Below are 20,261 nucleotides of genomic sequence, written 5' to 3' on the forward strand. Positions count from 1 at the left end.
TTGAAGAAACCGATAAAAGAACAAAAGATGGTATTGATCATTCTTTTGAGTAATATATTTATCGCTTTTTTAGGGATTGGATTAATCATTCCGGTTATGCCGTCCTTTATGAATGATATGAATTTAACAGGAAAGACGATGGGTTATCTCGTTGCAGTGTTTGCAATGGCGCAGCTTATTACTTCACCTATTACGGGTCGTTGGGTCGACATTTACGGTAGGAAGAAAATGATAATCATTGGATTATTTATTTTTGGTGTTTCAGAGCTTCTTTTTGGATTAGGTACAGATGTGTGGATGCTTTATGCAGCGAGGGTGTTAGGCGGAATTAGTGCCGCGTTTATTATGCCGGGTGTTACGGCATATGTTGCTGATATTACTTCTATTCAAGAACGTCCAAAAGCGATGGGATATCTTTCAGCGGCTATTAGTACCGGATTTATTATAGGGCCTGGAATCGGCGGGTTTATTGCAGAATACGGTATACGTGTGCCGTTCTTTGTGGCAGCAGTGATTGCCTTTGTTGCATGCGTGATTTCTATATTTATTTTGAAAGAGCCGTTAACGAAAGAAGAACTTGCAGAGATTGCAGCTAATACGAAAGAATCCAGCTTTATCGGAGATTTAAAGAAATCATTAAATCCAATGTATGCAATCGCATTTATTATTGTATTTGTACTCGCATTCGGTTTATCAGCATATGAAACTGTTTTTAGTTTGTTTTCTGATCATAAATTTGGTTTTACACCGAAAGATATTGCTGCAATTATTACGATTAGCTCCATCTTTGGGGTAGTGGTGCAAGTATTTATGTTTGGCAAATTGGTTGACATGTTCGGTGAGAAAGTATTAATTCAAATATGTTTAATTGTAGGTGCAGTATTAGCATTCGTCTCAACTGTAGTCTTTAATTATTGGATTGTACTTCTCGTTACTTGCTTTATTTTCCTAGCATTTGATTTGCTTCGTCCAGCTTTAACGACGTTTTTATCAAAAGCAGCTGGAAAAGAGCAAGGATTCGTTGCTGGTATGAACTCAACGTATACGAGTTTAGGAAATATCGCAGGACCAGCGATGGGCGGAATATTATTTGATATAAACATTAATTATCCATATGCATTTTCAGGTGTTGTTTTAATCGTTGGTCTCGGCATTACATTTATGTGGAGAGAGAGACAGTTAGCTGAAAGTTTTGCGAAGTAATGTAGTGAATAACGAAAAGCCTCTTACTATTTTTATGGTAAGGGGCTTTTCGTTTATAAACTTAATCCAAACCGCTTTAATTCAATAAATATCCCCTCTAATTGCTTTCCTTTATCCGTTAATGTGTACTCTACACGAGGCGGAACTTCTGGATATACTTTTCTCGTTATAATCCCTTGTGCTTCCAATTCTTTTAGGCGAAGCGATAAAGTTTTCGGACTAATCCCGTCCATTGATTTTTGTAAATCACTAAAGCGTAAAGTTCCTTCTATAAGAAGGTCACGAATGATTAAAAACGTCCATTTTGTACTAATTACGTCAAGCGTTTTAGCGATAGGACAAGGTATACCAGGTAAACCTTTCGTTAATACAACTGGATCTATATTGCTCATGGAAATAGCCTCCATAAAAATTTTTTGAATGAATTTGCCTTATCGTATCACAAAACTATCTTTTTGGTAACTATATGAAAAAAATATCACTACTTCCATAAAGGAAGTTAGTGCATATACAATAGCAATACGAAATACAAAGGGTTTGTATGAGGAGGAGGTGATTTCCATGGTTATAAAAAAGTTGTTTGCGTTCCTTAGTTTTTTTGTCATTTGCATTGTGCTTGTAGCATGTAGTGGTGAGCAAAAAACTGAAATTCAGTTATTAAAGGAAATGCCGAAGCCAAAAGCAATGACAATTGATTCTTCATTAAGTAAAAAGGAAGCGACAGAAATCGTGCATGCAGCTCAGCGTTTTTATGCATTTTGGGATACAGGTAAAGAGGATCTTATTCCACAGACTGTTACGGAAAATTTCTTCGATAATATGTTGCCGAAAGGCCGCCCACAAGGCACTGAAGGATTAAAATTTGCGGCACAAAATTTTCGGAAAATCGTTCCAAATATACATTGTGAGATTGAAGAATTACTAGTTGCTGGTGATAAAGTAACGGCTCGTCTTTCTTTTACAGGAACTCATAATGATAAGGAAATCAATTTTTTTGCAATTGATATTTTGCATGTGAAGGATGGCAAGATAACGGAAGATTGGCATTTAGAAGATAATCTTATGCTGAAACAACAACTTGGGTTAATAGCTGAGGAATAAAATAAGGGAGAGAAAAGTGATGAAAAATATATTTATTATAAATGGACATGAAAAATACGGTACGAAAGAAGGTCGATTAAATAGAACGTTAGTTGATTATATGATAACTGTATTAAGTGAGAATCATTATGTGAAAACAACGACGATTCAAGATGGATATAGTATGAAAGAAGAACAAGATAAATTTCTATGGGCTGATGTTGTAATTTATCAAACACCTATTTACTGGTTTAGTGTACCGGGATTATTTAAAACGTATATGGATGAAGTGTATGAATACGGTTTGTTCTTTAAAGGTGCAGATGAATATGGAACAGGCGGTTTATTAAAAGAGAAGCAGTATATGTTTTCTACAACTTGGAATGCACCTGAAAAAGCATTCGGAGATAAGACGAAGTTCTTTGAAGGAGAAAGTTTAGAATCAGCACTTAGTCATTTACATCGTGTGCAGAAGTTTCTTGGTATGAGTCCGTTAAAGAGTTTTGCTTGTTATGATGTGGTGAAAAACCCGGATATTGAGAAATTTTTGATGGACTTGAAGAATCATTTGGCTGAGGTAATTTAATAGTAGTTTGCATCTTTGTGCGTAAAAAGGTTCATCTTTAAACATGTAAGAGAAGGTACTACTAAGGAGGTAGTACCTTCTCTTGCATTCATAAAAATTGCTTAGTTTTTCTTAGCTTAAAGTCTTCATAAGCGGAATTTAACCTTTTATGAAATACGTTGAAAATCTTTACTCATACAGGACTGTTTTAGTTTTTTTGATTTGATTAAATGTTTAATATCAGAGATGTTATCGTATGAAAGCTGAGTATGATAATAGTTAATGTACTCAAGTAATGCAAAAATATAAATAAATAGAGTGAATGATAGCCCACCTAAAGGTAAGTGGGGATACCAAATTACAAAATCAATAGTAAACGTAATAAATCCCGTGATAAGTAATGCTATATTTATCTTTTTAAGTATTTTTAAATATTGAATCATCCTAATGGGTGTAACAGATGTTTTCTCTTTTTTTAGTCTTTTCCACTTTACGTACCAGTAAACAGTTCCTTGTAGTAAGAGAAACTCTAAAAGAAGAAATGAGACCCAAAAAGAGTATAGGGAATATAAATGTAATGTAGGATAAGCATAATTAATTAAGTAACTTGTAAAAATAAAAGTAATGACTGAAAATAACTCACCTGTGTATAGATACGAAAGCCTTTTTTCTAGGTTGCTTTTCATGGTTTTTCTCCTTTTATAAAAAACTACACATTTTAATACGGGGATGGCTGTATCCATAACTTCGCAAAATTCGCCCAACCAAATGAATCTATTGTTACATTTTTTAGAGAAGAGGGATATGTTTTTCTTTTTAAAACGTGATAGTTAAATAAAATGATGTGTTCTGCTTGTAAAAAATCTTCGATTTCATACATGAGCTCATAGCGCTTGTCTTTATTTTCTTCTAATAAAAAGGTATCTAGCAAACAATTGATTTGTTTTTCATAGTGCGGGTCCATGAACCGATTTACGAAGCAACTTTTATTTTTAAATACATTTAAGAATGCAATTTCATGCTCGGCGGCAAACACTTCTCCCATTAAAATGATATCGGCATGTTTATCAATAGAACAGTCCATATAATCTGAAACAAGAAATGGATGAAGCTCTACTTGTATGCCTAAACGGTCGCAACGTTTCTTTAGGAAGACTGTGTCATTTGCACTATCTTTAAACGCGAAGAAGTAAATATGTATCGTTTCACCTTTGTATGTGCTCTTCTTCAAATATTCTTTCGCCTTTTCTAATGAATAGGGTCTTCCCTGAGCTTGGCGACTTCTTTCAGGAAAGAAGCTTGATGCAGTGATTGTTCGATTTCCTTCTAAATCACGGAGGATCGTTTCAACGTCATATATTTCTCTCCAAGCTTTACGAAAGTAAATGTCGTGGTGGGGACCAGGTTTTGTAAAGTTGAAGCTAGCATAAATACAGCCTATTTCTTCTATTTGTATGTCATGTCTTTCATTTTCATTCTCATTTGGTAATTCATAATCAGAATGTATTTTCACATGATCTGGAATACGCCAAAACTCAATACGATCTAGTAATGCACGTTCTTTAAAATAATGCGTGAAAGCTTCTAGTACGATATTATCTTCAGAATAATGATTAAGTTTAAAAGGTCCAGTACCTATATAGTGATGATTTTGGATTACCGTATCATAGGGCAAAATTGCGAGTTGTATTGAACTTACATAATGTAAGAAAAACAAATTCGGTTTTGCTAAATGGAACCGTACTTGCAGTGGTGACGGTGTTTCAATTTGGACAATTTCCTGTGTTAACCATGCGTAAGGAGATTGAGCTTGCTGCAATCTTTCAAATGAAAATTGAACATCTTTAGAAGTTAAAAGAGTTTCATTATGAAAATGTATATCTTTTCGTAAATAAAACGTCCACGTAAGTTGATCCTGACTTAATTCCCACGTATGAGCAATGTGCGGTTCCATTTTTTCTGTAATATCGTTATAAATGACTAATGTATCAAAAATTTGGCTAATAAGATGACCCTCTGTTGTTACAGCCACAAAAGCGGGATCTAATGGTAATATCTTTCTTGATATAGGGATCTTTAATATGTCGTACATATCATTTGAAGGTTCGTATCCAAAATGATGATGTAGTTTATTTTCTATCTTTTTTTGAAGTGCAAGAGGAAGGGGTTCTTTTAAAAGAAGAAAGATATCTTTTAATTTTTCTTGCGCTAACAGTTCATCTGTATAGCATTCAATTGATTCTACTAAACTATGTACAAATATAATTTCAGTTTTATTCCCGCGGCCTCGCCCTGGAGTCCAGTAAATTAGTTGTTCTTCGCTCATTTTCTTTAATAAAATCTTCACGTTTTTCGTACTGCAATATAAAACATCCGCTAATTCTTGTAAGCTATTTCGCATATGTTGTTGATCTTGCGCATGCAACCTTAGTCTAATGTAATAGTCCATAATTTTCATATGTATACACTTCCTTCTATATAAAAGGGGAAACTCTTTAGAATATTCTAACCTTTTTCTTCCTCTTTTTCAAAGTAAAATGAATAAGCATAAGGAGGGGAAAACGATGGGGTTTTGGAGTATGCATCGAAATATAAAAATTAGAATTATAACATCATTTTTAACACGAGCTGTATCAACGATGATTTTTCCGTTTATGGCAATTTATTTTTCAATAAAGTTAGGTAGTGCGGTTGCTGGTGCTTTACTACTAATTAATGTAATAGCTTCATTAGTAATTGGTTTATATGGCGGGTATATTGGAGATCGGCTCGGTCGTAAAAAAGTAATGATTATTGGCCAAAGTATACAAGTCGTTTCCATTGCTTGTATGGGAATTGCGAACTCAGATTATGTAGATTCACCGTGGTTAACGTTTTTATTTATGCTCGTGAACAGCTTAGGATCTGGACTTATGAATCCAGCGACCGAAGCGATGTTAATCGATGTGAGTACACCTGAAAATCGAAAAGTGATGTACAGCATTAACTACTGGGCGATTAATTTATCAATTGCTATTGGAGCGATATTTGGCGGATTACTATTTGAAAACTATAGATTACAATTGTTTATCGTATTAACGGCTGTGGCGGTCATTACTTTATATGTGATGGCTATATATATGGAAGAAGTGTATGTGGCGCGAAAAACTGTAGAGAAGAAAAACGTATTAAAGGATATGGCGGATAGTTATAAGGTTGTGATGAAAGACCGAGCGTTTTTAATTTTTTGTGCAGCAAGTATATGTACATTATCTTTAGAGTTTCAAATTAATAATTATTTAGGGATACGTTTGCAGAAGGAATTTGAAACGATTCACTTTTTCTTCGGAAATGGTTTTACGTTTGATTTAACAGGTATTCGAATGCTGAGCTGGATATCTACAGAGAATACAATTTTAATTGTATTATTTTCGGCGCTTGTTATTAAAATGTTGAAGAGCTTCAACGATTTAAAAATCTTATATGTAGGCTTATTCATTTATACAATTGGATTCACCATACTTGGAACGAGCAATAGCTTATGGATTTTATTAATTGCGGGGCTTTTCCAAACTGTAGGAGAGATGATGTATGTACCGGTTCGTCAATCTATAATGGCGGATATGGTGCCAAGTGAGGCGCGAGGTTCTTATATGGCGATTAACGGAATGGTCTTTCAAGTGGCGAAAATGAACGGTGCATTAGGTGTTATGTTAGGTTCATTTATTGCATCTTGGGGAATGAGTGCGCTGTATTTTATCGTTGGTATGAGCAGTGTTTTATTATTTATGAAGGCGATTGGAAAAGAGAAGTATCAAGATGAACGAAACGTTTCTAAGATTGGATAAAGCTATCTAAAAAGCGAACTGGTTATGCTGGGACTCGCTTTTTAGATAGCTTCTAAAACGGATCAACTTCAGCTAAATTAGGATTGGCATTTGGATTTGTTAATAAGGTTTTTAGTTCACCCACTTCTGAGAGAGCGACGAGAATATAACCACTAATGAGGACGATGAGTCCGATGACTCGTAATGTTTGCAATTTAATGTCACGGCTATTTTCCTCTGAGGTGTTTTGGGGCGTTGCAGGCGGATTGTTGTTCATAATAGAGCTCCTATCTTTTTTATTTATATGTGCGAAATCATTATTAACGTATGGATAGGAATTGTATAGTCATTTTCACTATATGAGAAATGCCTATGAAAAGTGATTATAAATTTTAGGACGAGAAAAGAGGCTGTTATGTACAGCCTCTTTTTCGTTAAAATGAAGAAATCCTCTTCTTCGTTTTCGGTACGATAATAAATTTGATCCATAGCATCCCAATTACTGCAATGATAAAACTATGTAGTAACTGCCCTGTAGCAAAGAGTATAACACTTGAAAATACAATGAGTTGAATACTTAGTAATGTGAGAATTAAGCTGAGAAATTGATTCATTCTTTCTTCAGTAGCAATTGGATATAATGCCACGATAATATTTCCCGAAAAATATTTCCACAGCGAACGAAGCTGCATAGAGATCATGTATAGGACGATGTAAGCGATAGCGCCTTTTACATATAGATTCGGTACGAAATATACGATAAAGGAACCGATTAACCCCAAGCGAATATATATACCAAAATAATCATTCCCACGTAAAAACGATAGTGTATGTAAATAGAAGAAAGTAGCTTGTTTTTTATGTAGTAAAGGTTCGATCCAATTTGTAAGCCATTTTCTGCCGTTTACTTGTTTTTTTAGCTGCGGAACATCAGTGAAGATGCTAGCGAATTGATAAAAGCGTATGTCCATTTTTTCTTCTTGTTCGATTATGTATTCCCACGGTATTCGCTTTGTGGGCTGTTTTTTTGTATATAGGAGTAGGAAGGCAAGAAGTAATAGTAAGCCACCTAGCACAATGATATTTGCAACATAAAACAGCATGTAAATGATAAGGGCGTTACAAGCAATACGAATGATAAGCCATATGTTTTTTTCATAACTATCACGCCATATCCAATGTATGTATATGTTCCAGCCCTTTAGAATCATTAAAATGATAAAGATTGTACATAGAAAAGGTACGGTTAATTGTAATGATTGCATGGCAAGCGGTACGATAATAAGGAACATAAATATAAGCGGGAAAAGCTGAATGATGTAATTATATAGAAGAGATTTTTTAAAATAAGATGTTAATTTCTCTTCTAGCGCTAGTAAATAGACAGCATCAGGTTTTTGAATAAATGTGCGAATTGGGCATCTCGTTATAATGAGTGTAAGTACGATTGTGATGAGTAATAAAGATATTCCTTTAGAAGGATCCGTTTTAAGAAACTTGGCGTAATAATATGCACCTACACATGAGACGAAGATGAAGCTATATAGCAAACCGTTAATCATACGTGCAAAGTATGTGATGGCATTTTGAATATGTTGTTGAAAGCGAGAGCTCCATAGTGATTCGATTGACATGTTTTTCACCTCTTTTTTCTATTATATATGTTTTATTAAGTAAAAAACGAGCAAATTTGAACTGCACCCCAATTGTTAGACACAGTCTAACAATTGGAGGTGCAGTTTTTCTATGGCTAAATTTACAGCTGATGAAAAAATACATATCGTTCTACGTTATTTGAACGGAAATGAAAGTTATCGAGAAATTGGTAAAGCGATCGGTATAAGGGACACAGTAATTTTGAATTGGGTAAACCAATATAAGCAAAATGGTGTGGAAGCTTTTCTAAAACGGTATACAAATTACACACAACAATTTAAACTAGACGTACTAAATTATATGATTGAAAACGGTACGTCCTTATTTGAAACGGCAGCTATCTTTAACATTCCTGCCCCTTCAACGATTATTGTTTGGAAAAAACAACTCGAAACACAAGGAATCGATGCCCTTCAATCAAAGAAAAAGGGGCGTCCATCCATGAAAAAAGAGTCAAATAAACAATCAAAACAAGCACCAGTTGAAGGTTCAGTCGAAGCACTTGAAGCACGTATTAAACAGCTTGAAATGGAAAATGAGTACTTAAAAAAGTTGAATGCCTTAGTTCAAAACAAGGAAAAGTCACTAAACAAGACAAAGCGCAAGTAGTCTATGAATTAAGGCATAAATATTCGGTGAAGGCACTCGTGGAGCTAGCTGATATTCCACGAAGCACGTATTATGATTTAGTAAAGAAAATGAATCGTCCGGATTTAGATGCCGATTTGAAAGCCGAAATTAAAGCGATTTATGAGGAAAATGAAGGTCGTTATGGCTACCGTCGCATTCGTGATGAGTTGACGAATCGTGGTCAGAAAGTAAATCACAAGAAGGTTCAGCGCATTATGAAAGAGCTTGGATTAAAGTGTGTTGTGCGTATGAAAAAATATAAGTCTTATAAGGGGAAATTCGGTAAAATTGCACCAAATATTTTAGCGCGCAGTTTTCATGCAGATGCACCGAATCAAAAATGGGTAACAGACATCACAGAGTTTAAATTGTTTGGAGAGAAACTTTATTTATCACCTGTATTAGACTTGTATAATGGTGAAATTATTACATATACAATTGGCTCTAGACCGACGTATTCACTTGTTTCAGAAATGTTAGAGAAAGCATTAGAACGTTTACCTGAAAATCACCAACTATTGATACATTCAGATCAAGGGTGGCATTATCAAATGAAACAATATGTCCGTACACTTGAATCAAGAGGTATTGTGCAGAGTATGTCTCGAAAAGGAAACTGTTATGACAACGCAGTAATGGAGAATTTCTTTGGGATCATGAAGTCGGAATTCCTCTACATAAAAGAGTTTGAAAGTGTAGAGCATTTTAAAATAGAATTAGAAAAATATATAGATTATTATAATACGAAACGGATAAAGGCAAAATTAAAAATGAGCCCGGTACAATACCGGACTCACTTTTATCAAGCTGCCTAATGAAATAACCGTGTCTAACTTTTAGGGGTCACTTCAATTGCGTTATGCAACTTGCTCGTTTTTCTTTTCGTTATTTTTTTTCTGATCACGATTCATTAATGGATAGAAGGCAAAGCCAATTACGAATAAACCAATCCCGAGAAGGAATGTTTTTATATCGGATGCACCTGTTTTAATAACCCATAGTGCATAGCAAAGTGCGATCGCTGCGACTATGCCATCTGTAATTCTTGCCCGCATTTCATTTTTGTATGTTTCACCAGTTGCGACTAGCTTTAACTGGAAGATTGGTGAAACGAGATATGGAATGAGGTAGGCTAAAGTTGATACTGTAATAACGAATGTATAAGCTTCCGCAATTGTTCCTGATAATGTTGAGAATAAGAACACTTGCGACATAATGTTTGTTAATCGTAGTGAATGAATTGGACTTCCTTTTTTATTTGTTTTTGCGAAGAAGGAAGGGAAGAAACCTTCTTTTGCTGCTTGATAAGGTACTTCTGAGCTTAATAAAATCCAGCCTAATATGGAACCGAATAGGGAAGTAAGAGCAAGTAATGCCATAAGTTTCCCGCCGCCGTGACCCATTGCAGCGTTTAATGCATCTGCTAATGGACGTTCAGAAGCTTGTAATTTATCAACGTGAAGTACACCCATTGTTAAAATTGTAATTCCTAAGTAAATTGCAACTGTTATTAGTAAACCGGCAACTGTTGCACGTTTTACCGTTTTGGGAGAAGTAGCTCGGTTTGATAAAAGAACGGCTGATTCAATCCCGATAAATGCCCAAAGTGTTGTAAGAGCAGCTAAATTTACTTGTGAAAGGAGACCGTGTGATACGCCTTCTTTATCGATCATTGGTGTGTACCATTGTCCAAATTTTGAAGCTTCGAACGCAAATAACGTAACAATGATGAATAGAAGGAATCCAGTCACTTTCGTTGTTGTTGCTAAGAAGTTAAGTTTCCCAGCTCCGCTTACACCGTTTGTTAAAATTAAATGAGTGCCCCATAGTAAAACAGAACAAATAGTAAATGTAAGTAGTTTTCCAACTTCTATATTGAAAGAGCCGATCGAAAACAATAGTCGTGTATCTTTCATAATCGGGAAGAAGAGCGATAAATATCCCGCGAAAGATGTAATGATGGCAACGTTACTTGCCCAGTTTGCAACCCAATATCCCCATACTATGCTGAAACCAGCCATTTTTTTCTTTTTTGGTGATGAGAATAAAGCATATGCATGACTTTGTGGTCCTGTCGTTAAATCAGGACGACGAATTGCTAAATTACCGAAAACAAGAGCTAGCATTAAAACACCAAACCCTGTTGTTAACCAAGCTAAAGTGACACCGAGAGGGCTAGCTGTTTGTGCCAACGTACTTGGCACCATGAAAATACCAGCGCCAACCATGTTACCGACAACGAAAGCTGTTAGTACCCAAAAGCCCCATTTTTTTTGTTGCATAGAAAATACCTCCAAAGTTAGTATAACCAAGTCAAGCGAGGAGATATGTATGTCTTCCTAAGTAAGGAAGAGAAGTCCCAAACAAAACAAAAAAAGCACGTAATTTGCCGCTACATGCTTTCTATCTTATAAGAAACCCACGACATACCTCTCGATAGCTCTCCACAAACGAAACGTTTGTGACAGTTCTGCACTTATTAAATGCAGACCCAGCAAGCGCGCATGGTGGGCACGTCTTACTTCGGCAACCATTCCTTTCTCATTCCTTCATCAATGCCACTACATCTCCTGAAATGATACTTTTAATGATTGCAACCTCTACCTCACCGAGATACGAATGAGGATTTAAATATTAAATTAACGTATTTAAGAGTAACAAATGTATTTTTATACGTCAATTGATATGGTAATAATCAGATTATAGAGAAGAGTTTGTGATTAAAAGTGAGAGGGATTGTTATACAATATTTGAATTTTCGTAATATAATACATGTTATTAGCGCTAGAAGATTGAGAAGGGGATGAAGTATATGTCTGTATGTAATAAAAAATCCGTAATAGGTGTACTAGATTCAGGGGTCGGGGGATTAACAGTTGCTAGTGAGATTATGCGTCAATTGCCTAAAGAGAGCATTTACTATATTGGTGATAATGAGCGTTGTCCGTATGGGCCAAGAAGTGTAGAGGAGGTACAATCTTTCATATTTGAAATGGTTGAGTTCCTCAAACAGTTTCCATTAAAAGCTCTAGTGGTAGCATGTAATACTGGTGCAGCTGCTGCATTGACTGATTTGCAAGAAGCACTTTCCATTCCAGTTATTGGCGTTATACATCCGGGAGCAAGAGCTGCAATTAAAGTGACAAAGAAAGGGAAAATAGGGGTAATTGGAACTGTAGGTACGATAAAATCTAACATGTACGAAAAAGCATTACACGAGCTTGATACATATTTGGAAGTGCATAGTCATGTGTGTCCGACTTTAGCTACAGTTGTAGAAAATCACTTAGAAGATACAGCATATGTAACGCAGCAAGTGAAACAAGCTTTACTGCCATTAACGAAAGAAGATATAGATACGTTAATTCTTGGGTGTACGCATTATCCACTTTTAGAGTCCTATATAAAAAAGGAGTTAGGAGAGGCTGTGACAATTATTAGCTCTGCAGAAGAAACAGCGATAGAGTTAAGTACCATTTTACAGCACAAAGGAATTTTGTCTGACAATCTTAATCCGAAGCATCGATTTTTTACAACAGGCTCTGTTTTATCGTTTGAACATATTGCTGAGCGTTGGCTAGGGTATCAAATTTCTGTAGAATGTGTGAATTTACCTATGGAAAAACAACTCGTGAACTAAATTGTATAAAAAGAAGCTGATCTAAAACTAGATCAGCTTCCACATATAAGATTAAACTAAGTTTAATACAGTTACTTTTTCACGTGTCATAGACTCAAGGCTCTTATGAATACCTTGTGCGCCCATACCTGAACCTTTTATACCGATGAATGGGAAGTGGTCAGGGCCGCGCTCTGTGCGTCCGTTAATTTGAACAGAACCAGTGTCGATTTTGTTAGCAATTGCAAACGCTTTGTTAATGTCTTTTGTGAAGACACTTGCTTGTAGGCCGAAGTCTGATTTGTTAGCAATTTCAATCGCTTGTTCATCAGAAGAAACACGGATGATTGGAAGGATTGGGCCGAATGGCTCTTCCCAAGCAACTTTCATTTCTTCTGTTACGTGGTCAATTAATGTTGGGTAAATTAAGTTGCGCTCACGTTTGTTACCGATAACGATTGTTGCACCTTTTTCTACAGCATCATCAACTAAGCCTTGAACGAAGTCAGCAGATTTGTCGTCGATTAATGGGACGATTGTGCTGTCTTGTTCTGGAGATCCAACTGATAATTTAGCTACTTGCTCTTTTAATAAGTCAACAAGCTCGTCTGCTACATTTTCGTGTACAAGTACACGTTTAATAGCTGTACAACGTTGACCAGAGTAGGAGAATGCACCGCTTACGATATGGTTTGCAGCATCTTGTAAGTCAGCATCTTCACGAACGATACCAGGGTCTTTACCACCAAGTTCTAATACAAGTGGAATCATTGCAGCTTTTTTCGCTAAATGTTTACCTGTGTTTGTACCACCTGTGAACGATACCATATTGATGCCAGGATGTTCTACTAAGTAGTCACCAATTACAGAACCGCGTCCTGTAGCTACGTTTACAAGACCTTTTGGAAGGCCAGCTTTATGAAGTGCTTCAACCATTTTAACACCGCTAATTGCACCTTGAGTTGCTGGTTTGAAGATAACAGCGTTACCCATAATAAGTGCTGGTGCAAGTTTTGCAGCAGATAAGTTTACTGGGTAGTTAAATGGTGCGATTGCTAATACAACACCAAGTGGTGCGCGTTGGATAATCGCAAGTTTAGATTTCGTTCCGCCAGGGAAGCTATCGCCCATCATGCTTTCTCCGTGCATATGAAGAGCTTCTTCAATAGTGTAACGAATGAAGTCAGCTGTACGAACAACTTCTTTTTTCGCATCTTTATATCCTTTACCGACTTCTTTCATAATGATATCGGCAATTTCATCTTGCATATTTACGAGCTCATCAGCCCATTTATATAAATATTTTGCGCGATCTTGTAGAGAAGCTTCAGCCCATGATTTTTGAGCTTCTTTTGCAGATGCAATTGCTTCATCCACTTCTCCTTGAGTAATTGCTTGTACTTGCCCAATTACTTCGTGTAAGTATGGAGATGGAATGTCGATTGTTTGACCAGAAGAGCTTTCTCTCCATTCTCCGTTTAAATAAAATTTGTACGTATTGCTAGTTGTCATGATTAGTCCTCCTAAAATAGCAACTTGTAAGAGTGAGTATAAGGTGATTGTAGGTGGTTTGATAATATTTTTCAAATGAAATGTTTGTGAAAACGATTTCTTATTATTTTTTTATTTTGTATGCCCTTTCTTACAGAAGATTCTCTTATTTCAAACTGAATTATAAGTAGAATGCATCACTTTCATTTTTTGTGATAAAAGATTATTTTATTCTAAACCGAAAAAAATAATTGACAGAATACTTAATAAAGTTGTAAGATTATAAATGGAAAATAAATGAAGGGGGTGTGCGTAATGATTGTAATCGTAAATGTAATGGGCTTAGCTCTGTTAAATGGCGGAAAACATTCATATCATTACGCAACCCGTGCGGATATATAGGACCCTTTTGTCTTATGAGAAGCGTACGTTGCGTATATCGTAACGTACGCTTTTATGCATTCTATTGCATATCGTCAAGCGGCGGTATGCTTTTTTTTGTTTATTTTCCTCGTTACTATAAAAAATCAGAATTTGGAAGGTGGAAAAATGTGATGAAATACTGTGGTTTTCAAAATGTAAATGTGATGGATTTGGATAGCGGATAAAGAAATGTGAATCAAATGAGAACGAGAAAGGAGAGGTTATATTGTTTTCAGTATTACTAAAGTTAAGCTGGTTTTTTAGGGAGCATTGGAAAAGGTATAGTATCGCAATTGGGGTACTTTTAATTGTAAACGTGATAGAGGTAATTCCTCCGAAAGTGTTAGGAATTACAATTGATAATATTAAAACAGGAGCCTTAACGAACGAGGCAATTATGCAATATATTTTTATTTTATTTGGGGTAACGATTGGTGGGTATGTGCTTACTTTCATTTGGCAGCACCAACTATTTGGCGGTGCGTTCGTACTGGAGAAAACGATGCGTTCAAAATTTATGGGGCATTTACTCAAGATGACACCGACGTTTTATCAAAAAAACCGTACTGGCGATTTAATGGCGAGAGCGACAAATGATTTAAAAGCAATCTCCATGACAGCTGGTTTTGGTATATTAACGCTCGTTGATTCTAGTCTATATATGCTTACAATCGTTTGTATGATGGGCTTTTCAATTAGTTGGCAGTTAACATTTGCTGCGCTTATACCGCTTCCGATTATGGCGTATGCGATGAATAGATACGGAAAGAAATTGCATGAAAGATTTACTGTCGCACAAGATGCGTTCGGAGATATGAACGATAAAGTGCTGGAATCAATTGCGGGTGTACGCGTGATTCGTGCATACGTACAGGAGAATGCTGATCAAGAAAGGTTCCATCATTTAGGAGATGACGTATACGAGAAAAATATGAGAGTAGCAAGAATCGATGCATTATTCCAGCCGACTGTGAAAATGCTCGTCGGTCTTAGTTATTTAATTGGTTTAGTGTACGGTGCATATCTCGTATTCCAATCAAAGGTGACACTTGGTGAGCTCGTTTCTTTTAACGTCTATTTAGGGATGATGATTTGGCCGATGTTTGCAATTGGTGAATTGATTAATGTTATGCAAAGAGGAAATGCTTCGCTCGATCGTGTAAATGAAACGTTAGCTTATGAACCAGATGTAAAGAATCCGAAAGATCCAAAGGTTGTACAAGAGCCAGATTACATTCAATTTGATAACGTTACTTTTTCATATCCTTCATCAATTGAAACAAATTTAAAAAATGTTTCGTTCTCATTAAAACAAGGAGAGACACTTGGAGTTGTTGGGAAAACAGGAAGCGGGAAAACGACGCTCGTTCGTCAGCTTCTTCGTCAATATCCACTTGGAGAAGGGGATATTGCAGTTTCTGATGTGAAGCTAGATAAAATTCCGAATGATAACGTACTTGGCTGGATTGGGTACGTACCTCAGGAACACATTTTATTTTCAAAAACAGCGAAGGAAAATATTTTATTCGGTAACAGAGAAGCGACTGAAGAAGAACTTGAAAAAGCGATTGAAATAGCTGCGTTTAAAAAGGATTTAGAGTTTTTACCAGAAGGTTTAGAAACGCTCGTTGGGGAAAAAGGTGTTTCTTTATCAGGTGGGCAAAAGCAAAGGATTTCGATTGCGAGGGCTGTTATTCAAAATCCGGAAATTTTAATTTTGGACGATTCTTTATCAGCTGTTGATGCTCGTACGGAAGCGGCAATTATTGAAAACATACGAACAGAAAGAAGCGGGAAGACGACGATTATAACGACGCATCGCTTGTCAGCTGTGCAGCACGCGGATTGGATTCTCGTTATGGATAACGGTGAAGTTATTGAAGAAGGTTCGCATGAAGCGCTCATTCGAAATGGGGGCTGGTATGCAGAGCAGTTCGATAGACAACAAGGTGAAAGTGAAAGTGCGGATAGTGGGGTGAAAATATGAGTGTTTCAAAACGATTGTTTCAATATGCAATGAAAGTGAAGGGGCCGATCTTTGCAGCGATGGCGATGCTATTTGTTTTCGTCATTGCAGAACTCGCGGGTCCTTTCGTCGCAAAAACGATGATTGATGAGCATATCGTTGGAATAGAGAGACCTTGGTATGAAACAGAAAAGAGTGAGGATGCTGTTTCATATAATGGCGCCTTGTATAAGCGAAGTGATCGCTTTGAAGAAGGTGAGAAAAAAGGGAAAGAAGTCCGAGTGATTCAAGTTGGTTTTCAGTACTATTTTGTGCCGAATAAAATAACGCTTGAAGGAAGTCGTTCTGTTAAGGGTGATGTGCTTACAGTACAAAGTGGTAAGGCTGTGCAAGTGTATAAAACGAAAGCCTTAACGAAAGAAGAAGTATTTGCGTTTTATAAACCGGAAATAAATCGTTTACTATTACTTGGCGGTGGTTATTTCGCTTTACTAGTAGTCGTATCATTATTTGCATACGGAAAGCAGTTCTTCTTACAGAAGGCGGCAAACAAAATTATTCAAATTATGAGGGAAGACGTCTTTTCCCATATTCAAACGTTGCCAATTCGTTATTTCGATCATTTACCAGCAGGGAAAATTGTATCGCGTGTAACGAATGATACAGAAGCGATTCGTGATTTATATGTAACAGTGCTTGCGACATTCGTCTCTAGTATCATCTATATTATCGGGATTTTCGCTGCACTATTTTTACTTGATGTAAAACTGGCGGCACTATGCTTACTTATCATCCCAATTTTAATTGTTTGGGCGATTATGTATAGAAAGTATGCGTCTGTATACAATCATAAAATGCGTTCGCGTTTATCGGATATTAACGGAACAGTGAATGAATCGATTCAAGGGATGCCAATTATTCAAGCATTTCGTCAAGAACATGAAACGAAGAAGGAATTTGAAGAACTCAATGGTGATTATTTTAAATATCAAAATAAAATTTTAAATTTAAATGCAGCAACGTCGCATAATTTAGTGTCTGTATTAAGAAACATCGCTTTTACAGGTGTAATTTGGTATTTCGGTGGTGCTTCATTAAGTGCTTCTGGCCTCCTTTCTCTAGGGATACTATATGCTTTCGTCGATTATTTAACGAGATTATTCTCGCCAATTACGAATATGGTGAACCAACTTGCAAACTTAGAGCAATCGCGTGTTGCATCAGAGCGTGTCTTCGAATTGCTAGAGGAAAAGGGAGAGGTAGTAGAAGAAGAACGTATGCCTCGCTTAACCGGAAATGTGAAATTCGATAATGTTTCGTTTTCTTACAATGGAAAAGATGAAGTGTTAAAAAATATTTCTTTTGAAGCGAAACAAGGGGAGACAGTGGCACTTGTCGGTCATACTGGATCAGGAAAAAGTTCCATTATGAATGTGCTCTTTCAGTTTTATGAATTTCAAAAAGGGAAGCTTACGATTGATGGTCACGATGTAACAGAGATGCCGAAACAAGCAACGCGTGAACATATGGGAATTGTACTACAAGATCCGTTTTTATTTAGCGGGACAGTGGCATCCAATGTAAGCTTAGAAAATGAAAAAATTTCAAAAGATCGCATTGTAAAGGCATTACGTGATGTTGGTGCTGAAAGGTTTGCAAACAACATAGATGAAAAAATTACGGAGAAAGGAAGTACACTTTCAACCGGAGAACGTCAGCTTATATCGTTTGCTAGGGCACTTGCTTTTGATCCGGCGATTTTAATTTTAGATGAAGCGACTTCCAGCATTGACACTGAAACAGAAGCGATGATTCAACAAGCGCTAGAAGTTGTGAAGAAAGGACGAACGACGTTTATTATCGCTCATCGCCTTTCAACAATTAAGAGCGCTGATCAAATTATTGTGCTTGATAGAGGAACGATTTTGGAAAAAGGATCGCATGATGAATTAATGAAAAAGCGCGGGCGTTATTACGATATGTACAAAACGCAAATGGAAGGAAACCAGAGCGCTTAATTTTTAGAAGAACTTGCGATTTTCGCAAGTTCTTTTTTGATCGTATTGTCCGCTCAGAAGTTAATATATTTCACCGGTAGAAAAACTTATAAATAAGTAAGTATTGTTTTACCTTTTTCTTTATAAATGCTATATTAAAAAATGTTACTTATTTTTTGTATGTAGCGGTATTTTTCCATTTTGTTTGATTATGAAGAAAAAGGATAAACTAAATAAGAACATTTTCATTGAAAAATTGTTCGAAATTGCATACAATCAATATAGTTTTTAAATTCCTATCAGAATACTTGGAGGACTACTATCATGAAAAAAATATTTTCAGTGCTTGCAGTAACTACATTAGCGATTGGGATTGTAGCGGGTTGCGGCAAAGAAGAGAAAAAAGATACAGCTAGTCAAGATGCGTTACAGAAGATAAAACAAAGCGGTGAGCTTGTAATTGGTACAGAAGGTACATATCCACCATTTACGTTCCACGATTCAAAGGATAAATTAACTGGATTTGACGTTGAATTAGCAGAAGAAGTTGCAAAACGTTTAGGTGTAAAACCTGTATTTAAAGAAACACAATGGGATAGTTTACTTGCAGGAGTAGATGCAAAACGTTTCGATATGGTTGCGAACGAAGTTGGTATTCGTGAAGATCGCCAAAAGAAATATGACTTCTCTAGTCCATATATTTCTTCTTCAGCAGCATTAGTTATCGCAAAAGATAAAGATAAGCCTGCTACATTTGCTGATGTAAAAGGATTAAAAGGAGCACAATCTTTAACGAGTAACTACGCAGATATCGCTAAGAAAAACGGTGCGAACATCGAGGGTGTAGAAGGGTTTAGCCAAGCAGCTGAATTATTAAGTTCTGGCCGCGTTGATTTTACAATCAATGATAAATTATCAGTGTTAAACTATTTAGAAACGAAAAAAGATGCAAAAATTAAAATTGTAGATACAGAAAAAGAAGCGTCACAAAGTGGATTCTTATTCCGTAAAGGTAGCGACAAACTTGTACAAGAAGTAAATAAAGCGTTAGAAGATATGAAAAAAGATGGTACGTACGATAAAATAACGAAAAAATGGTTCGGTGAAAATGTTTCTAAGTAGTGCAGTGGTCTCAGATCGATTGTCTACATGGATAGATATTATGCAGACTTCCTTCTCGCCTATGCTGAAGGAAGCTGTCTTTACGACAATTCCGTTAACGCTTATTACATTTATTATCGGTATTATACTTGCGACGTTAACAGCGCTCGCGCGTATTTCAGGTAGTCGTATTTTACAATGGATTGCTCGTATCTATGTATCTATCATTCGCGGAACGCCACTTCTTGTACAGTTATTTATTATTTTCTATGGTCTTCCAACTCTTAATATTGAGGTTGAGCCATATACAGCAGCAATTGTTGGTTTTTCATTAAATGTCGGTGCATATGCATCTGAAATTATTCGTGCTTCTATTCTTTCTATTCCGAAAGGACAGTGGGAAGCAGCTTATACAATTGGGATGACATATCCGCAAGCATTAAAACGTGTTATTTTACCGCAAGCAACGCGTGTATCTATTCCGCCGCTTTCGAATACATTTATTAGCTTATTGAAGGATACGTCATTAGCGTCGTTAATTTTAGTAACAGAAATGTTCCGAAAAGCGCAGGAAATCGCGGCAATGAACTATGAGTTTTTAATTGTTTATTTCGAAGCAGGTCTAATTTATTGGGTAATTTGCTTCTTATTATCTATCGTGCAACAAATATTAGAAAAACGTTCAGAACGTTATACTCTAAAATAACCCTTTCATAAAAGGAGT

At 36.2% G+C, this 20,261-nt stretch carries 17 protein-coding genes and 1 riboswitch; of the genes, 10 read left to right on the plus strand and 7 right to left on the minus strand.

Going from position 1 to position 20,261, the window contains the following annotated elements; all coding sequences use genetic code 11:
• On the plus strand, positions 1 to 1,203 hold the full coding sequence (locus MHI07_RS04215; RefSeq protein WP_340822116.1) for an MFS transporter: 1,203 nt from the start codon (positions 1 to 3) through the stop codon (positions 1,201 to 1,203).
• A 53-nt stretch (positions 1,204 to 1,256) separates the two neighbouring features.
• Here MHI07_RS04215 and MHI07_RS04220 read toward each other — a convergent pair whose 3' ends face one another.
• Positions 1,257 to 1,595 carry a winged helix-turn-helix transcriptional regulator gene (locus MHI07_RS04220; protein WP_002166316.1) on the minus strand — a complete coding sequence of 113 codons (339 nt, stop codon included), beginning with the start codon at positions 1,593 to 1,595 and terminating at the stop codon, positions 1,257 to 1,259.
• Between the two features lie 169 nt (positions 1,596 to 1,764).
• Here MHI07_RS04220 and MHI07_RS04225 point away from each other — a divergent pair, with 169 nt between their 5' ends.
• Together MHI07_RS04225 and MHI07_RS04230 are read left to right on the plus strand one after the other, a co-directional pair.
• Complete coding sequence (locus MHI07_RS04225) at positions 1,765 to 2,304, plus strand: ester cyclase (protein WP_340822117.1); 540 nt, start codon at positions 1,765 to 1,767, stop codon at positions 2,302 to 2,304.
• A 19-nt stretch (positions 2,305 to 2,323) separates the two neighbouring features.
• Positions 2,324 to 2,869 (plus strand): NAD(P)H-dependent oxidoreductase, encoded by a 546-nt coding sequence (locus tag MHI07_RS04230; RefSeq protein ID WP_340822119.1) that lies wholly within the window; start codon positions 2,324 to 2,326, stop codon positions 2,867 to 2,869.
• Positions 2,870 to 3,015: 146 nt separating this feature from the next.
• Here the strand turns inward: MHI07_RS04230 and MHI07_RS04235 are convergent, their stop codons facing one another.
• A complete protein-coding gene (locus tag MHI07_RS04235; protein ID WP_340822121.1) occupies positions 3,016 to 3,534 on the minus strand; it encodes a general stress protein in 519 nt (172 codons plus the stop codon).
• Between the two features lie 32 nt (positions 3,535 to 3,566).
• Positions 3,567 to 5,306: an SgrR family transcriptional regulator gene (locus tag MHI07_RS04240; RefSeq protein ID WP_340822123.1), complete on the minus strand. Its 1,740-nt coding sequence runs from the start codon at positions 5,304 to 5,306 to the stop codon at positions 3,567 to 3,569.
• A 106-nt stretch (positions 5,307 to 5,412) separates the two neighbouring features.
• Here MHI07_RS04240 and MHI07_RS04245 point away from each other — a divergent pair, with 106 nt between their 5' ends.
• Complete coding sequence (locus tag MHI07_RS04245; protein WP_340822125.1) at positions 5,413 to 6,675, plus strand: MDR family MFS transporter; 1,263 nt, start codon at positions 5,413 to 5,415, stop codon at positions 6,673 to 6,675.
• Between the two features lie 52 nt (positions 6,676 to 6,727).
• Here the strand turns inward: MHI07_RS04245 and MHI07_RS04250 are convergent, their stop codons facing one another.
• The gene (locus MHI07_RS04250; protein WP_002114883.1) at positions 6,728 to 6,931 is read right to left on the minus strand and encodes a hypothetical protein; all 204 of its coding nucleotides are present in this window, start codon (positions 6,929 to 6,931) and stop codon (positions 6,728 to 6,730) included.
• 157 nt (positions 6,932 to 7,088) lie between these two features.
• The gene (locus tag MHI07_RS04255) at positions 7,089 to 8,288 is read right to left on the minus strand and encodes an ABC transporter permease (protein ID WP_340822127.1); all 1,200 of its coding nucleotides are present in this window, start codon (positions 8,286 to 8,288) and stop codon (positions 7,089 to 7,091) included.
• A 112-nt stretch (positions 8,289 to 8,400) separates the two neighbouring features.
• Between MHI07_RS04255 and MHI07_RS04260 the strand changes: the two genes are divergently transcribed.
• Positions 8,401 to 9,755, plus strand: a protein-coding gene (locus MHI07_RS04260; RefSeq protein WP_215579378.1) for an IS3 family transposase whose coding sequence is annotated in 2 segments (ribosomal slippage) — positions 8,401 to 8,854 and positions 8,854 to 9,755 — 1,356 coding nt in all. Because the reading frame shifts where the segments join, the coding sequence is not laid out codon by codon here.
• Positions 9,756 to 9,797: 42 nt separating this feature from the next.
• Here MHI07_RS04260 and MHI07_RS04265 read toward each other — a convergent pair.
• Positions 9,798 to 11,222, minus strand: a complete 1,425-nt coding sequence (locus MHI07_RS04265) for an amino acid permease (RefSeq protein ID WP_002114879.1) — start codon at positions 11,220 to 11,222, stop codon at positions 9,798 to 9,800.
• Between the two features lie 147 nt (positions 11,223 to 11,369).
• Positions 11,370 to 11,551: riboswitch (Lysine riboswitch) on the minus strand.
• Positions 11,552 to 11,752: 201 nt separating this feature from the next.
• Here MHI07_RS04265 and racE point away from each other — a divergent pair.
• On the plus strand, positions 11,753 to 12,580 hold the full coding sequence (gene racE, locus MHI07_RS04270) for a glutamate racemase (protein ID WP_340822132.1): 828 nt from the start codon (positions 11,753 to 11,755) through the stop codon (positions 12,578 to 12,580).
• A gap of 51 nt (positions 12,581 to 12,631) precedes the next feature.
• Here racE and gapN read toward each other — a convergent pair whose 3' ends face one another.
• The gene (gene gapN, locus MHI07_RS04275; RefSeq protein WP_002114874.1) at positions 12,632 to 14,071 is read right to left on the minus strand and encodes an NADP-dependent glyceraldehyde-3-phosphate dehydrogenase; all 1,440 of its coding nucleotides are present in this window, start codon (positions 14,069 to 14,071) and stop codon (positions 12,632 to 12,634) included.
• A gap of 628 nt (positions 14,072 to 14,699) precedes the next feature.
• Between gapN and MHI07_RS04280 the strand changes: the two genes are divergently transcribed.
• The 4 genes from MHI07_RS04280 to MHI07_RS04295 all read left to right on the plus strand — a co-directional run bounded on the left by MHI07_RS04280 (position 14,700) and on the right by MHI07_RS04295 (position 20,243).
• Positions 14,700 to 16,460 (plus strand): ABC transporter ATP-binding protein, encoded by a 1,761-nt coding sequence (locus MHI07_RS04280; protein ID WP_002159136.1) that lies wholly within the window; start codon positions 14,700 to 14,702, stop codon positions 16,458 to 16,460.
• Complete coding sequence (locus tag MHI07_RS04285) at positions 16,457 to 18,457, plus strand: ABC transporter ATP-binding protein (protein ID WP_340822135.1); 2,001 nt, start codon at positions 16,457 to 16,459, stop codon at positions 18,455 to 18,457. The genes MHI07_RS04280 and MHI07_RS04285 overlap by 4 nt, the downstream gene beginning before the upstream one ends.
• 303 nt (positions 18,458 to 18,760) lie before the next feature.
• A complete protein-coding gene (locus tag MHI07_RS04290) occupies positions 18,761 to 19,558 on the plus strand; it encodes an amino acid ABC transporter substrate-binding protein (RefSeq protein WP_002159134.1) in 798 nt (265 codons plus the stop codon).
• On the plus strand, positions 19,545 to 20,243 hold the full coding sequence (locus MHI07_RS04295; RefSeq protein WP_002114865.1) for an amino acid ABC transporter permease: 699 nt from the start codon (positions 19,545 to 19,547) through the stop codon (positions 20,241 to 20,243). The genes MHI07_RS04290 and MHI07_RS04295 overlap by 14 nt, the downstream gene beginning before the upstream one ends.
• Positions 20,244 to 20,261: the final 18 nt, after the last annotated feature.

The organism is Bacillus sp. FSL H8-0545, from assembly GCF_038006105.1.
Taxonomy (GTDB): domain Bacteria; phylum Bacillota; class Bacilli; order Bacillales; family Bacillaceae_G; genus Bacillus_A; species Bacillus_A cereus_U.

Excerpts from the sequence above, each read along its gene's own strand:
- MHI07_RS04220 (WP_002166316.1), bottom strand. The coding sequence starts at position 1,595 with ATGAGCAATATAGATCCAGTTGTATTAACGAAAGGTTTACCTGGTATA.
- MHI07_RS04225 (WP_340822117.1), top strand. The coding sequence starts at position 1,765 with ATGGTTATAAAAAAGTTGTTTGCGTTCCTTAGTTTTTTTGTCATTTGC.
- MHI07_RS04230 (WP_340822119.1), top strand. The coding sequence starts at position 2,324 with ATGAAAAATATATTTATTATAAATGGACATGAAAAATACGGTACGAAA.
- MHI07_RS04235 (WP_340822121.1), bottom strand. The coding sequence starts at position 3,534 with ATGAAAAGCAACCTAGAAAAAAGGCTTTCGTATCTATACACAGGTGAG.
- MHI07_RS04240 (WP_340822123.1), bottom strand. The coding sequence starts at position 5,306 with ATGAAAATTATGGACTATTACATTAGACTAAGGTTGCATGCGCAAGAT.
- MHI07_RS04245 (WP_340822125.1), top strand. The coding sequence starts at position 5,413 with ATGGGGTTTTGGAGTATGCATCGAAATATAAAAATTAGAATTATAACA.
- MHI07_RS04250 (WP_002114883.1), bottom strand. The coding sequence starts at position 6,931 with ATGAACAACAATCCGCCTGCAACGCCCCAAAACACCTCAGAGGAAAAT.
- MHI07_RS04255 (WP_340822127.1), bottom strand. The coding sequence starts at position 8,288 with ATGTCAATCGAATCACTATGGAGCTCTCGCTTTCAACAACATATTCAA.
- MHI07_RS04265 (WP_002114879.1), bottom strand. The coding sequence starts at position 11,222 with ATGCAACAAAAAAAATGGGGCTTTTGGGTACTAACAGCTTTCGTTGTC.
- racE (WP_340822132.1), top strand. The coding sequence starts at position 11,753 with ATGTCTGTATGTAATAAAAAATCCGTAATAGGTGTACTAGATTCAGGG.
- gapN (WP_002114874.1), bottom strand. The coding sequence starts at position 14,071 with ATGACAACTAGCAATACGTACAAATTTTATTTAAACGGAGAATGGAGA.
- MHI07_RS04285 (WP_340822135.1), top strand. The coding sequence starts at position 16,457 with ATGAGTGTTTCAAAACGATTGTTTCAATATGCAATGAAAGTGAAGGGG.
- MHI07_RS04290 (WP_002159134.1), top strand. The coding sequence starts at position 18,761 with ATGAAAAAAATATTTTCAGTGCTTGCAGTAACTACATTAGCGATTGGG.
- MHI07_RS04295 (WP_002114865.1), top strand. The coding sequence starts at position 19,545 with ATGTTTCTAAGTAGTGCAGTGGTCTCAGATCGATTGTCTACATGGATA.